The following is a 13,879-nucleotide window of genomic DNA, read 5'->3' as shown; positions in this document are numbered from 1 at the left end:
AATTATATGTCTGATAAGAGATTATTATTAATCGATGGAAATAGTATTACTTATAAAGCCTTCTTTGCTTTAATTAAATTAGTAGATCGTTTTACTAATAACGAAGGGGTACATACTAATGCAATTTATGGTTTCAATAACATGTTAAATATTATGTTAGATAAAGTGAAACCTACCCATGTTCTAGTAGCCTTTGATGCTGGGAAAACTACATTTAGAACAGAAATGTACTCTGATTATAAGGCTGGTAGAGACAAGACTCCTGAAGAATTAGTAGAACAATTCGACTACGTAAAAGAACTTTTAAAACATCGTGGGATTAAATATTACCAATTAAATAATTACGAAGCTGATGACATTATTGGAACCCTTTCAAAAGAAGCTGATAGTCTGGGATTCGATACAACTATTGTTACTGGAGATAACGATTTAACTCAGCTATGTTCAGATAAGACGACTGTATCAATTTCTAACCGAGGAGTTTCTGGTGTTGTAAGATACGATACTGACTATGTTAAAGAAACAATGGGAATTACCCCCGAACAAATTATTGATTGGAAAGCCTTGAAAGGTGATTCATCTGATAACTATTCTGGTGTTACCGGTGTCGGTGATAAGACATCCCTAAAACTAGTTAAGCGATTTGGTAGCGTGGAAAATCTATATGACCATCTTGATGAAGTTTCAGGTAAGAAACTAAAAGAACACCTAATTGAAGATAAGGATGAAGCTTTCCTTGCTAAAAAGTTAGCTAGAATCAATCGTGAAGCTCCAATCGAAATTTCAATTGATGATACAGAATACGAGGGAGATTATATTGATGATTTAATCGCATTTTATCGTCAAATGAACTTTAGAAAATTCCTTAGTGAAATGAACACCACTCAAAATGCCAATATGAAGGATATTAAATACGTTGAACTTAGTGACGATACATTATCTGAAATTGCTGAACAAGACAGCGACAAGGTGACATTTTATCTTGGTATGGATGGTGATAACTATCATGATGCTCCATTTATTGGATTTGCTTTAAAGATTAACGATAAGATTTATGTATCAAACAATGTTGAATATCTAAAGAGCGATCAGATTAAACAAATCATTGAAAGCAATGATGTTAAAAAAGATGTGTTTGATGCTAAGAGAACCTATGTTGGTTTAAATCGTTTAGGCATTATATTAAACAACGTTGATTTTGATTTATTGCTATCTTCATACTTATTGGACACAAATGACAATAGTAATGATTTAGGTAAAGTTGCTAATCGTCATGATTATTTTGATGTTCAATCAGATGATGATGTATATGGTAAGGGTGCTAAGCGTGAAATTCCTGAGGGCGATAAGTTATTTAACCATTTCGCTAGAAAGTTAAATGCCATTGATGCATTAAAAGATAAGCTATTCGATGGGTTAAAAGAAAATAACCAATGGGACCTATATACCGATGTTGAATTACCATTAACATTTGTATTAGCTAGAATGGAAATTGCTGGTGTGGTAGTTGATAAAGATGTTCTAAACGAAATGCAAAGCAAACTTTCTGAACGTTTGGAAGAAATCAAACAAAATATCTACAACGATGCTGGTGAAGAATTCAATATTGCATCCCCTAAGCAATTAGGTGTTATTCTATTTGAAAAATTACAGCTACCTGTAATTAAAAAGACTAAGACCGGTTACTCAACTGCAGTGGGCGTGTTAGAACAACTTGCTCCTGACTATCCAATTGTGGAAGCAATCCTTGAATATCGTCAATTATCTAAGATTCTATCAACCTATGTTGAAGGATTATTATCTGATATTCATGGGGATGGCAAGGTTCATACTAGATACTTACAAACACTTACCCAAACTGGAAGATTATCCTCAGTAGATCCTAACCTACAAAACATCCCGGTAAGAACTGAAGAAGGACGTAAAATTAGACAAGCATTTGTACCTAGTCATGATAACTACCAAATCTTCTCATCCGATTATTCACAAATTGAATTGAGAGTGCTTGCTTCTATCTCTGGTGACAAGAACATGCAAGATGAATTCATCCATAATGATGATATCCACGCATCAACAGCCAGAAGAATCTTTGGATTGAAGGATAACAGTGAAGTAACTCCTGAACTTCGTCGTCAAGCTAAGGCCGTTAACTTTGGAATTGTTTATGGTATTTCCGACTTTGGTTTAGCCAAGAATACTGGAATCAGTCGTAAAGATGCTAAGGAGTTCATCGAAAAGTACTTTGCCGAATATCCTGGTGTTAAGAAATACATGGATGAAAGTGTTGAAAACGCAAAGAAAAATGGTTATGTTGAAACCATCCTTCACCGTCGACGTTATCTACCAGATATCAATTCAAAGAACTTTAACCTAAGATCATTTGCAGAAAGAACAGCAATGAACTCACCAATTCAAGGTAGTGCTGCTGATATCATCAAGATTGCAATGATTAAGATGGAAAACGAATTAAACAAACGTGGCATGAAAGCCAAAATGTTATTACAAGTGCATGATGAATTAATTTTTGAAGCACCTGATGAAGAAATTGAAGTATTAAGCGAATTAGTACCAAAGGTAATGGACTCAGCTGTTGAACTTAACGTTCCACTAAATGTTAAGAGCCATTACGGTAAAAACTGGTACAGTTTGAAATAAATTAAGTGAGGTTTAATGATATGCCTGAATTACCTGAAGTAGAAACTGTTAGAAGAGGTCTTACTAACTTAGTGGAAAGTGCTAAGGTTAAGACAATTGATGTATTATATCCAAAAATGATTAATGTTAGTGCAAAGGAATTCAAGGATACTCTAGAAGGCCACACTATTAATCGTATTGACCGTCGTGGTAAATACCTACTATTCAGATTTGATAACGAAATGACTTTGGTATCACATCTTAGAATGGAAGGTAAGTATGACGTAGAACCTGATGGCACTGAGCCAACTAAACATACTCATATTATTTTTCATATGGATGACGACCGTGAACTAAGATACAAAGATAGTCGTAAGTTCGGTCGAATGTACTTAGTTAAAAATGGTGACGAAAAAACTCTTTCTGGTTTAGGTACAATTGGTCCTGAACCAACTGATGAAACTCTAACATTTGATTACATGAAATCAATCATGAACAAAGCTAGAGGAAAGATTAAACCATTTTTACTAAACCAAAGTAATATTGCTGGATTAGGTAATATTTACTGTGATGAAGTTTTATGGTTGACCAAGATTCACCCTGAAACTCAAACTAACTTAATTACTGATGAAGAAATTGAAGAATTAAGAAAGAACATTATTGCAGAAATAAAAATGGCAATTAAGGGACATGGAACTACTGTTCACTCTTATTCAAATGCATATGGGGAAGCTGGATCATTCCAAAACCATCTACATGTGTATGGTAGAAAAGGAGAACCTTGTGAACGTTGTGATACCTTATTAGAAAAGATTAAGGTGGCTCAACGAGGAACAACATTCTGTCCTAACTGTCAAAGAAAAGTGGTTGAATAACATGACAAGAGTAATTGGTTTGACTGGTGGCATTGCCACTGGAAAATCAACAGTTTCTGATTATCTAGCAAGTGTTGGATATGAAATTATTGACGCTGATAAAATTACTCACCAGGTTCAATCAAAAGGCAGCAAAGGTCTCGAGGCTATTGTTGCCTTTTTTGGTAAAGATATTATCAAAGAAGATGGTGAGTTAAATCGACAAAAACTAGGTTCAATCGTGTTTAAAGATAAGTCTAAATTAATAGAATTAACTAGAATTATTGATCCGTTCATTCGCAATGAAGTGAATAATAGAATTAATAAAACAAAAAATAAACTTGTGATATTAGACGCACCAACTTTATTTGAAAACGGTTATCACTTTATGTGTGATGATATTATCAGTGTCGTTTGTGATTTTGATGAACAAGAAAAGCGTTTGATGAAACGTGATTCTTTATCTAAAGAAAATGCGGATGCAAGAATTAAAAGTCAATGGCCTTTAAAAATTAAGTCGGAATTATCCACTTATGTTATTGATAGTAATGGGAGCATTATGCAAACACACAATCAAGTGGTAAAATTGTTTAATAACATAGATTAATTGAGGTGAAACATATGCAATGTCCTCATTGCCATAAAAACTCTTCGAGAGTAGTTGACAGTCGTCCTGCAGAAAATGGCCAGGTAATCAGACGTCGACGTGAATGTGAAAATTGTAATTACAGATATACAACATTTGAAAGAATTGAACAAACACCATTATTAGTTATTAAGAACAACGGCAACCGTGAAGAATTTGATCACGAAAAGATTCTTCGTGGAATTATTCGTTCTGCTGAAAAACGTCCAGTGCCAATGGATGCAATGACATCTATAGCAGATAAGGTTGAAAACCGTATCCGTTCTTTAGGCGAAAACGAAGTATCAAGTCAATTAATTGGTGAGTATGTTATGAAAGAACTGGTGAATGTTGATGAAATTGCTTATATTCGATTCGCCAGTGTCTATCGTCAATTTAAAGATATGACAGTCTTTTATAATGAATTAAAAGAGGTATTAGATAAGGACCAAAAAAATAAGAAATAGTGGGGAATTAATATGACAGATCAATGGCGAGAGGTAAATCCTCTATCTAAGTTTATATTGTTGGCAGATGATGATTTATCTGACTTACAAAGAACTTCTTTGGATGTTTTATATCAACCAATCATTGGTGTCTTGCCATATGCTTTGATTAATAATTTTTGGCGTATGAGTCATGAAAAGAAGACACATCAAGCACACAGTCATTTTGAAACCTTATCTTATTTAAGCGTCGACATGAAATCCTTCTATGATGCACGTTTAAGATTAGAAGCGGCTGGATTAATTAAGACATATATCAAGACTAATGAAAAAGGTGAAAAACAATACGTTTATCGTCTAGTTAGTCCTTTATCTGTTAATGACTTTTTTATGGACGATTTATTAAGCGTTTCACTACTACAAGTAATTGGTGAAGATAGATACGTTGATTTGTATAATGAATTTATCAGACCAGGTTTTGATTTATCTGAATATGAAGATGTTTCTAAGAATTTTCTTCAAGTGTTTAATATTCGTGATAGCGAAGTTACTAATACTCCAAAGGCTGCTCAACAAGTAAAAAATAGTATTAAAAATAATAGTTTTGATGTGCAATCAGGTCCGGTAATCGAAAAAAGTGATGACTTTGATTTTAACTTGCTATTAGACATGTTAAATCAGTCATATGTTAATACGTCCGATGTTAAGAAAAATATTAACTTGATTAATTCTGAACATCAATTGTATGGTATCGATGAGATTGAAATGGCTAAACTGATTGAAAAGGCGACCAATGTGACCAACAATGTCTTTGATCCCAATAACTTTAAAATTTTGATATCTAGACAATTTCAATCTAATGCCTTAAATATAGAAGCTAGACAAAACTCAGAAGTGACTGAATTGAAATCAGAAACAAAATCTATAGACCTTACTAAAAAAGAAAGAGAACTATCTGATATTGCCAAAGAGTATACGCCATTAAACTTTTTGAATAAGATAAAAGGGCAAAATAATGAGTTTGTCCAAGAAACAGAACATAAAATGGTTAATAATTTAGTTGAGATGCAATTTCTTAATTTTGAAGTAATTAATTTAATTATTTACCACATCATAATTGATATGCAAAAACCTTCATTATCCAAATCATTATTCGAGTCTATTGCAAATGATTGGTCTAGACACAGCATTAGCAATGCTGAAGATGCTATAAGATATATAAAGCAGAGAAAAAATGATAGAAATGATAGAATAAAAGAAACCAAGAGAAATTATAGAAAACCAATTAAAAGAAAACTTCCTGAGTGGGCAAAAAAAGGTGCTAAACAAAAAGATTATGGTGAAATAGATAAGAAAGATGAAGAAGAAATACAGAAGATAATTGATGAAATTCACAGTGATGGAAAAGAGGGCGGAAGATGAAAAATTTAAGTGATGAACTAAAAAATACGCTAAAAAAGCCGAAATATAATAAAACTTATAAAGAAATTGTTAATTCTGTTTTGAATGATGTTACAATAAAACAATTTATTAAAGATCATTCTAATGAGCTAAATGATTCCTCTGTTAATCATTCGATGTCTAAATTATTCGAATTTGTTAAGGAAAATAACAAATTAAAGAATAATGAAGCTACAACCATACCTGGATTTGAGCCGATTTTAGTTGTAAATAATGGAATGATTGATATTTCTTATGTTCCAACTAATGAGCAAAAAGAAAAAATAAAGTTAAAAAAGATAAAAAAAAGAATAACGACTGTTTCAATCCCTAAAAGTATTAGGGATGCCGGAATTAATGATTTTGATTATAAAGAAAATAATTCCAGAATATTAGCCATGAGGCGAATATCATTGTTTATAAGAGACTACGATGAGTCCCCAAAAAAGTGGCATCAAGGTACTTTTTTAACTGGTAGATTTGGTGTTGGTAAGACTTTTTTAATGGGAGCTATGGCTAATGAATTAGCTAAAAAAGGACATTTAGTGTCTTTTATTCATTTTCCAACTTTTGTAGAAGAAATGAAAAAAATGATTTCTAATGATGGGTTCTTTAAAAGTGTTGATTCAATTAAAAAATCTCCCATATTAATAATTGATGATATTGGCTCAGAATCAATGTCATCATGGGTAAGAGATAATATATTAGGAATCATAATGGACTTTCGTATGCAAAATACGTTGCCAACATTTTTTACATCAAACTTAACTATGGATGAATTTGAAGAATTCCTGTCTGAAAATAACAAAGGTGATGAAGAACCGCTTCAAGCTAAACGGATTATGCAACGCGTAAGATTCTTATCTAAAGAGGTAGAAATAGGCGGTAGAAATCGCCGACCTCAATAATTAATACTTGACAATTTCAGTGTGACTGTCGATAATATAGACAGTTGATAAAAGACATGATTTCAAATCTCGACTTACAGGGAGAAGGTATATTTGCTGGAAGTATCTTCATGTTCAGGTTTGAAGTTACCACTTTTATTCTAAATCAGAGGAAAATTCTGAATCGGGTTGTTTCGTTATAGACTATTATGAGGCCTATTTGTTTGTGCAAATAGGTAGAATTCGGGTGGAACCACGTTATTAACGTCCCTAGTGTCTATTTTTTAGATGCTAGGGACTTTTTTGTTTCTATTCGAAAATTACACAAGGGAGTGCTCTATTATGGCAAAGATTTCATTTGAATTTCCTGACGGTAGCGTAAAAGAATTCGATCAGGGAGTAACTACTGAAGATATCGCTAAATCAATTTCAATTAGTTTAGCTAAGAAATCAGTAGCTGGTAAGATTGACGGAAAAATGGTTGAAATTGATTTACCACTTGAAAAAGGTGGCAAGATTGAAATCGTTACAAAAGATACAGAAGATGGTCTAAAGGTTCTACGCCAAACAGCTTCACAATTACTAAAAGCTGCCCTTGCTGACCAATTTAACAACATCCAATTTGGTGAAAGTACTTCTGACGAAGATGGTTTCTTCGTTGATACTGACAAACGTGACTCACAAGTTAGTGCTGACGAACTACCACAAGTAGAAGAACGTATTAATAAAATGGTTTCAGACAATGTAAAAATTGAAAGAAAAGTATTATTACTAGAAGATGCTTTAAAGCAAGTTGATGGAGATCCATACCAAGCTAAGTTAGTTAACGAATTAGCTGAAGATGGTAAAGTGGTCTTCTACCAAATCGGTGACTACCTTGGTTTAGGTGAAGGCGTTGTATTACCAGAAGCTAAGGCTGTTAAGGAATACAAGTTACTTTCAGTTGCAGGTGCATACTGGGAAGGTAAATCATCAAACCCAATGCTACAAAGAATCTTTGCTACAGCATTTTTCAAGAAGGCTGACTTAGAAGATGACTTAAAGAGAAGACAGGAAGCTAAAGAAAGAGACCACAGAGTTATCGGAAACAAGCTAGACTTATTCTTCGTTGACCCTAAGGTTGGTGCTGGTTTAGCTTACTGGATGCCAAATGGTGCTACTATCCGTCGTGTTGTTGAAAGATACATCATTGATAAGGAATTAGCTAATGGTTACCAACACGTTATTACACCAGTTCTAATGAACTTGGATGCTTACAAGACGTCTGGTCACTGGCAACACTACCGTGAAGACATGTTCCCACCAATGGACATGGGTGATGGTGAAGAACTAGAACTACGTCCTATGAACTGTCCTAGTCACATCCAAATCTTCAAGCACCACATTCGTTCATACCGTGAGCTACCAATGAGAATTGCTGAACTTGGTATGATGCATAGATACGAAAAATCAGGTGCTTTATCAGGTTTACAACGTGTTCGTGAAATGACTCTAAATGATGGTCACACATTCTTAAGACTAGACCAAATTCAGGACGAATTTAAGAAGGTCCTTGGTTTAATGGTTGAAGTTTACAAAGACTTCGATATTAAGAATTACCACTTCAGATTAAGTTACAGAGATCCTAAGAATACTGAAAAGTACTTTGATGATGAAGAAATGTGGAGCAAATCACAATCAATGCTTAAGGGTGCTATGGATGATCTTGGTTTAGACTACGTTGAAGCCGAAGGTGAAGCAGCATTCTACGGTCCTAAGCTTGATGTTCAAACTTACACTGCCATGGGCAATGAAGAAACATTATCAACTATTCAATTAGACTTCATGCTACCAGAAAGATTTGATTTACATTATGTTGGTGAAGATGGTGAAGAACATCGTCCAGTTATGATGCACCGTGGTTTAGTTTCAACTATGGAAAGATTCATTGCTTACCTAATCGAAGTATACAAGGGTGCATTCCCAACTTGGTTAGCTCCAAAACAAGTGAAAGTTATTCCAGTAAGTATGGAAAAATACGGCGATTACGCTAAGGAAGTTAACAGCAAGTTAGCCGCATTAGGTATTCGTACAAGTGTTGATGACAGAAACGAAAAGATGGGTTACTTAATTCGTGATGCTCAAACTAACAAGATTCCATACACAATCGTTGTTGGTGAAAGCGAAATGAATTCAAACAAAGTTTCTGTACGTAAGTACGGTGAACAAGATAGTGAAAGCCTAAGTCTTGATGACTTCATCAAAGAAATTCAAGAAGACATTAGTAACTATTCAAGAGAAAAATAATAAATGTTATTGACATGTACCACTCATGTGGTATTATATAAGTAACGAAAAAGCAGAAGCATCCCGCTTCTCGCCTGAGTGATCGAAAGAGATGGCTAGGCATGATATCGGATTAACCTTTGATTTAATGTTCAAAGGACCAAAAGCGGGTGCTCAACAGTGGGCATCCGCTTTTTTCTGCTTTTTAATATACTTGGAGGTGAATTACCATAGCAAACGATATGATGGTTAATGATGGAATTCGAGCTCGTGAAGTTCGTTTAATTGGTGCTGACGGTGATCAATTAGGTATTAAGTCAAAGGATGAAGCAATGCAAATTGCTGAAGCTGCTGGATTAGATCTTGTGGTTGTTGCTCCAAAGGCTAAGCCAATGGTTGCTAAAGTTATTGATTACGGAAAATACCGTTTCGAACAACAAAAGAAAGCTCGTCTATCTCGTAAGAAGCAAAAGGTAGTTAGTGTTAAGGAAATTAGATTAAGTCCAACTATTGATACTAATGATTTTAATACTAAGTTGAAGAGAGCTAAGACATTCATCGCAAAGGGTGAAAAAGTTCGTGTTTCAATTCGCTTTAAGGGACGTGCCATCACACATAAGGAAATTGGTCGTGATGTTTTAAACAGAATGGCAGATTCTACATCAGATGTTGCTAGCGTTACTCAACGAGCAAAAATGGATGGAAGAAGTATGTTCCTAATGCTCGCACCTAAGTCAAGCGATAAAAATTAGATAGTATTTTTATAATACTTAAGTTAAATTAAGGGAGGATTTTTTCAATGCCAAAGACTAAATCAAATCGTGCAATTGCAAAGCGTTTCAAGAAAACTGCTAAAGGTGGCTTAAAGAGTGCTAACGCATTCACAAGTCACCGTTTCCACGGTAAGACAAAGAAACAACGTCGTAACCTACGTGGTACAAGCATGGTAAACGATACATTAGCAAGCAAATACACAAAGATGTTTTAATTAATACTTTTTAAGTAAGACATAATTTAGGAGGATTTAAATATGCCAAGAGTTAAGGGTGGAACAGTTACTCATGCACGTCGTAAGCGTGTTTTAAAAGAAGCTAAAGGTTACCGTGAAGGTAAGCATAGTCTTTTCAAGACTGCTAAAGATCAAGTTATGAAGTCACGTGAATATGCATTCCGTGATCGTCGAGCAAACAAAGGAAACTTCAGAAGATTATGGATTGCTCGTATCAATGCTGCTGCTCGTATGAACGGCTTAAGCTACAGCAAGTTAATGCACGGTTTGAAACTTTCAAACATTGAAATGAACCGTAAGATGCTAGCTGACTTAGCAGTTAACGATGAAAAAGCATTTGCTTCATTAGCAGAAACTGCAAAGAAAGCTATTAAATAGTCTATAAAAACTTTCACCACTTAAGGTAAGTAGGTGGGAGTTTTTTTCTTATTATGGGTACCAATGATTTTGGTGCTCATATAATACATAATATTATTGAGGAGAATTAAAATGATTTCTAAGTTTAAACCAACATGGATGATTCCAGTCGTATATAATATCTCACCATCAAAACTAAAAGACATGGGGATTAGGGCAGTTTTTAGTGATCTAGATAACACTTTAATTCCTTGGAATAATCCTGATGGAACTCCTCAATTAAGAGAATGGATATCTGAACTCAAGAAAAACAATATTGAATTAATTGTCATTTCAAATAATAAACATAGCCGAGTTCAAAGAGCATTAAGAAGTTTGAAGCTAAACTTCATTTCACGCTCCTTAAAGCCTCTACCTAAAGGTATTAATAAGGCCTTGAGAGATTACCATTTACACCACAAAGAAGTAATTATGTGTGGAGATCAATTATTAACTGATGTTTGGGCTTCCAACAATGCAAACGTTAGAAGTGTGTTAGTTAAGCCATTAATTGAATCCGATGCTTGGAATACTAAGCCTAATCGCTTCTTAGAAAAATTAATATGGAAAAAATTAAGAAACAAATATGATGATTTAGACTGGCAGGAGGATATAAATGACAGAAATTAATCAATTACAAGACGAGGAAATTAGATGTATTGGTTGTGGTGCGTTAATTCAAACCACAAATCCGGATGAACTTGGATACACTCCTAATTCTGCGCTTGAAAAAGGCAAAGAAAGTGGCGAAATTTACTGCCAACGTTGTTTTAGATTACGTCACTACAATGAAATTTCACCAGTTAGCTTGACTGATGATGATTTCTTGAAGTTATTAAACCAAATTAGAGATGCTAATGCGCTTATCGTATATTTGGTTGATGTCTTTGACTTTAACGGAAGTTTGATTCCTGGATTACACCGTTTCGTAGGTGATAACCCAATCATGTTAGTTGGTAACAAGTCTGACTTACTACCAAACTCACTAAAACGTTCTAAACTAAAGGATTGGATTAGACAACGTGCTAATGAAGCCGGAATTCGTCCGATTGACGTTGAACTAGTTTCTGCTAAGACTAATGAATCAGTTGATGATTTATTAAAGAACATCGACAAGTACAGAAATGATCGTGATGTTTATGTTGTAGGTGTTACTAACGTTGGTAAGTCAACATTGATTAACCAAATTATTAGACAAAACACTGGAATTAAAGAATTAATCACTACTTCAAGATTCCCTGGTACTACATTAGATAGAATCTCAATCGATTTGGAAGATGGTCATGAATTAGTCGATACACCAGGTATCATTCATAAAGAGCAAATGGCACATTACCTAAACGGTAAGGACCTAAAGATTGTTCAACCACAAAAGCCAATTAAGCCAAAGGTTTACCAATTGAACCCAGAACAAACACTATTCTTCGGTGGTGTTGCTCGTTTCGATTACGTTCAAGGTGACAAGAAGCATGGTTTTACTGTTTATGTTGAAAACAACCTACTAATTCACCGTACTAAGTTAGCAAATGCTGACAGCTTCTACGACAAGCATTTCGGTGAATTATTAACTCCACCAAGTAGTGAATCAATTGATGAATTCCCAGAATTAGTTCGTTTCGAATTCAAGACTAATCAAAAGAGTGATTTAGTATTTGAAGGACTTGGATGGATCACCGTTCCAGCAGGTGTAGTTGTAGCTGGATGGGCACCTAAGGGTGTAGACGTATTAGTTAGAAGAGCAATGATATAAAAAAGCGAGGTACAAAATTGAAATTACGCGGAAAACAAAAAAGATATTTAAGATCACAAGCTAATAGAATGAAACCTTTATTCTCTGTTGGAAAGAATGGTTTAAATGAAACTTGGTTAGAACAAGTATTAGATGCTTTACACAGACGTGAGTTAATCAAGGTTAACATTCAACAAAATTCTGATTTAGAAGTTAGTGATGTTCAAGAATACATTGAAGAAAACAGTGACATCAATGTCGTTCAAACAATTGGAAAAACGTTACTATTATTCTTACCTGCAAGTAAGGAAAAATTCCAAATTTACTCTGTAGAAGTTAGAAATATTTAGAGGAGTTCTTAGCAATGCATAGTGAAAAGGTGCAAACTTTACCTAAGTTAAAATCTTTAAGCAAACGCAAAAAAATCGGAATTATTGGTGGAACCTTTAATCCGATTCATAATGGTCATCTATTTATTGCCGATCAAGTAAGAAATCAATTAGGACTAGAAAAGGTATATTTTATGCCAGATTTTATTCCGCCCCATATTGATCATAAGGATGCAATTAATGCTGATGACCGCGTCAACATGGTTAATCTAGCAATCAATGATAATGATAAGTTTGATATTGAAATGTTAGAAATCATCAATCGTGGTAAAAGTTACACTTATAACACTATGGTAGAATTAAAGAGAAGGCATCCCGACTATGAATACTACTTTATTATTGGTGGTGACATGGTTGAATACCTACCTAAATGGTATCGGGTTAATGATTTATTTAAACTAATTCATTTTGTAGGTGTTAGAAGGGAAAATTATCCAATGTCGACCAACTATCCTGTAATATGGGTAGACGTTGCCAAGCTGGATATATCTTCAACCTTAATTCGTAAACTCGTATCAAACCATCAATCAATTCGATACTTGGTTCCAGATGCGGTTTTAAAATATATAAAGGAGCATCATCTTTATGAATAATGTTGAATTAACATATACAAATAAGTACATCCCTTTATCTAGAGAAGAACTAATCGAAAAACTAAATAATGCTTTAACTCAATCAAGATTCGAACATGTTTTACGTGTCGAACAAATGGCGATTGAACTGGCAAAGAAAAATGATGTAGACGTTGAAAAAGCAAGTGTTGCTGGACTTTGCCACGATTATGCTAAGCAAAGACCAGATGCCGATTTCATCCAGCTAATTAAGAAGTACCACTTGGATGACTTGTTGTTACAATACGGAAATGCAATTTGGCATGGTGAAGTTGGGTACTTAATGGTGCAAAATGAATTAGGAGTTACTGATATTGATATCTTGAATTCTATTAAGCATCACACCACTGGTGCAAAGTATATGTCAAAGCTGGAACAAATCGTATACATGGCTGACTATATCGAAGTTGGACGCGATTTTCCAGGCGTAGAAGAAGCACGTGAGATTACATTTAATAATCTAGCTGATGGGGTAGCATATCAAACTAAACACACTCTACAATATTTAATTAATTCCAATAAACCCGTTTATCCAAAGACTATTGATACCTATAACGAATGGGTAAATGGATCAAACATCAAATAACAAGGAGA

The 13,879-nt window shown here is 34.2% G+C and carries 15 protein-coding genes and 1 other annotated feature; all 15 genes read left to right on the top strand.

Annotated features, from left to right (window positions below; all coding sequences use genetic code 11):
• Positions 1–6 precede the first annotated feature (6 nt).
• On the top strand, positions 7–2,655 hold the full coding sequence (polA, locus tag FD688_RS02145) for a DNA polymerase I (RefSeq protein WP_138741632.1): 2,649 nt from the start codon (positions 7–9) through the stop codon (positions 2,653–2,655).
• Between the two features lie 20 nt (positions 2,656–2,675).
• Positions 2,676–3,509: a bifunctional DNA-formamidopyrimidine glycosylase/DNA-(apurinic or apyrimidinic site) lyase gene (gene mutM, locus FD688_RS02140; protein ID WP_053795375.1), complete on the top strand. Its 834-nt coding sequence runs from the start codon at positions 2,676–2,678 to the stop codon at positions 3,507–3,509.
• Between the two features lies 1 nt (position 3,510).
• Positions 3,511–4,095 carry a dephospho-CoA kinase gene (gene coaE, locus FD688_RS02135; RefSeq protein ID WP_138741631.1) on the top strand — a complete coding sequence of 195 codons (585 nt, stop codon included), beginning with the start codon at positions 3,511–3,513 and terminating at the stop codon, positions 4,093–4,095.
• Between the two features lie 14 nt (positions 4,096–4,109).
• Complete coding sequence (gene nrdR, locus FD688_RS02130; protein ID WP_034531205.1) at positions 4,110–4,580, top strand: transcriptional regulator NrdR; 471 nt, start codon at positions 4,110–4,112, stop codon at positions 4,578–4,580.
• A 12-nt stretch (positions 4,581–4,592) separates the two neighbouring features.
• Positions 4,593–5,981 (top strand): DnaD domain protein, encoded by a 1,389-nt coding sequence (locus FD688_RS02125; RefSeq protein ID WP_138741630.1) that lies wholly within the window; start codon positions 4,593–4,595, stop codon positions 5,979–5,981.
• Complete coding sequence (gene dnaI, locus FD688_RS02120) at positions 5,978–6,907, top strand: primosomal protein DnaI (RefSeq protein WP_138741629.1); 930 nt, start codon at positions 5,978–5,980, stop codon at positions 6,905–6,907. The genes FD688_RS02125 and dnaI overlap by 4 nt, the downstream gene beginning before the upstream one ends.
• A 321-nt stretch (positions 6,908–7,228) precedes the next feature.
• Positions 7,229–9,172 (top strand): threonine--tRNA ligase, encoded by a 1,944-nt coding sequence (thrS, locus tag FD688_RS02115; protein ID WP_138741628.1) that lies wholly within the window; start codon positions 7,229–7,231, stop codon positions 9,170–9,172.
• A 44-nt stretch (positions 9,173–9,216) separates the two neighbouring features.
• Positions 9,217–9,357: a sequence feature (ribosomal protein L20 leader region), on the top strand.
• 36 nt (positions 9,358–9,393) lie between these two features.
• Complete coding sequence (infC, locus tag FD688_RS02110; protein WP_034533640.1) at positions 9,394–9,903, top strand: translation initiation factor IF-3; 510 nt, start codon at positions 9,394–9,396, stop codon at positions 9,901–9,903.
• A gap of 47 nt (positions 9,904–9,950) precedes the next feature.
• Positions 9,951–10,139 carry a 50S ribosomal protein L35 gene (gene rpmI, locus FD688_RS02105; RefSeq protein ID WP_034531197.1) on the top strand — a complete coding sequence of 63 codons (189 nt, stop codon included), beginning with the start codon at positions 9,951–9,953 and terminating at the stop codon, positions 10,137–10,139.
• 42 nt (positions 10,140–10,181) lie between these two features.
• Positions 10,182–10,538, top strand: a complete 357-nt coding sequence (gene rplT / locus FD688_RS02100; RefSeq protein ID WP_034531196.1) for a 50S ribosomal protein L20 — start codon at positions 10,182–10,184, stop codon at positions 10,536–10,538.
• A 111-nt stretch (positions 10,539–10,649) separates the two neighbouring features.
• On the top strand, positions 10,650–11,186 hold the full coding sequence (locus FD688_RS02095; protein ID WP_138741627.1) for a YqeG family HAD IIIA-type phosphatase: 537 nt from the start codon (positions 10,650–10,652) through the stop codon (positions 11,184–11,186).
• Positions 11,173–12,306 carry a ribosome biogenesis GTPase YqeH gene (gene yqeH, locus FD688_RS02090; protein WP_138741626.1) on the top strand — a complete coding sequence of 378 codons (1,134 nt, stop codon included), beginning with the start codon at positions 11,173–11,175 and terminating at the stop codon, positions 12,304–12,306. Before FD688_RS02095 ends, yqeH begins: the two co-directional genes overlap by 14 nt.
• A gap of 17 nt (positions 12,307–12,323) precedes the next feature.
• The gene (gene yhbY, locus FD688_RS02085; RefSeq protein ID WP_034531190.1) at positions 12,324–12,635 is read left to right on the top strand and encodes a ribosome assembly RNA-binding protein YhbY; all 312 of its coding nucleotides are present in this window, start codon (positions 12,324–12,326) and stop codon (positions 12,633–12,635) included.
• Between the two features lie 14 nt (positions 12,636–12,649).
• Positions 12,650–13,267, top strand: coding sequence for a nicotinate-nucleotide adenylyltransferase (locus tag FD688_RS02080; RefSeq protein ID WP_138741625.1), 618 nt, complete (start codon positions 12,650–12,652; stop codon positions 13,265–13,267).
• Positions 13,260–13,871 carry a bis(5'-nucleosyl)-tetraphosphatase (symmetrical) YqeK gene (gene yqeK / locus FD688_RS02075; RefSeq protein WP_138741624.1) on the top strand — a complete coding sequence of 204 codons (612 nt, stop codon included), beginning with the start codon at positions 13,260–13,262 and terminating at the stop codon, positions 13,869–13,871. The genes FD688_RS02080 and yqeK overlap by 8 nt, the downstream gene beginning before the upstream one ends.
• The last annotated feature ends 8 nt before the right edge of the window (positions 13,872–13,879 follow it).

The sequence above is a fragment of the Apilactobacillus kunkeei genome (assembly GCF_005930975.1).
GTDB classification, from domain to species: domain Bacteria; phylum Bacillota; class Bacilli; order Lactobacillales; family Lactobacillaceae; genus Apilactobacillus; species Apilactobacillus kunkeei_E.
Note: the sequence above shows the minus strand (reverse complement) of the source record. Positions and strands in the feature narration are given on the sequence as shown.

Bases quoted from the DNA above. Each gene is read 5' to 3' on its own strand.
- mutM (WP_053795375.1), top strand. From the start codon at position 2,676: ATGCCTGAATTACCTGAAGTAGAAACTGTTAGAAGAGGTCTTACTAAC.
- coaE (WP_138741631.1), top strand. From the start codon at position 3,511: ATGACAAGAGTAATTGGTTTGACTGGTGGCATTGCCACTGGAAAATCA.
- FD688_RS02125 (WP_138741630.1), top strand. From the start codon at position 4,593: ATGACAGATCAATGGCGAGAGGTAAATCCTCTATCTAAGTTTATATTG.
- thrS (WP_138741628.1), top strand. From the start codon at position 7,229: ATGGCAAAGATTTCATTTGAATTTCCTGACGGTAGCGTAAAAGAATTC.
- infC (WP_034533640.1), top strand. From the start codon at position 9,394: ATGATGGTTAATGATGGAATTCGAGCTCGTGAAGTTCGTTTAATTGGT.
- dnaI (WP_138741629.1), top strand. From the start codon at position 5,978: ATGAAAAATTTAAGTGATGAACTAAAAAATACGCTAAAAAAGCCGAAA.
- nrdR (WP_034531205.1), top strand. From the start codon at position 4,110: ATGCAATGTCCTCATTGCCATAAAAACTCTTCGAGAGTAGTTGACAGT.
- FD688_RS02095 (WP_138741627.1), top strand. From the start codon at position 10,650: ATGATTTCTAAGTTTAAACCAACATGGATGATTCCAGTCGTATATAAT.
- yqeK (WP_138741624.1), top strand. From the start codon at position 13,260: ATGAATAATGTTGAATTAACATATACAAATAAGTACATCCCTTTATCT.
- FD688_RS02080 (WP_138741625.1), top strand. From the start codon at position 12,650: ATGCATAGTGAAAAGGTGCAAACTTTACCTAAGTTAAAATCTTTAAGC.
- polA (WP_138741632.1), top strand. From the start codon at position 7: ATGTCTGATAAGAGATTATTATTAATCGATGGAAATAGTATTACTTAT.
- rplT (WP_034531196.1), top strand. From the start codon at position 10,182: ATGCCAAGAGTTAAGGGTGGAACAGTTACTCATGCACGTCGTAAGCGT.
- yqeH (WP_138741626.1), top strand. From the start codon at position 11,173: ATGACAGAAATTAATCAATTACAAGACGAGGAAATTAGATGTATTGGT.
- rpmI (WP_034531197.1), top strand. From the start codon at position 9,951: ATGCCAAAGACTAAATCAAATCGTGCAATTGCAAAGCGTTTCAAGAAA.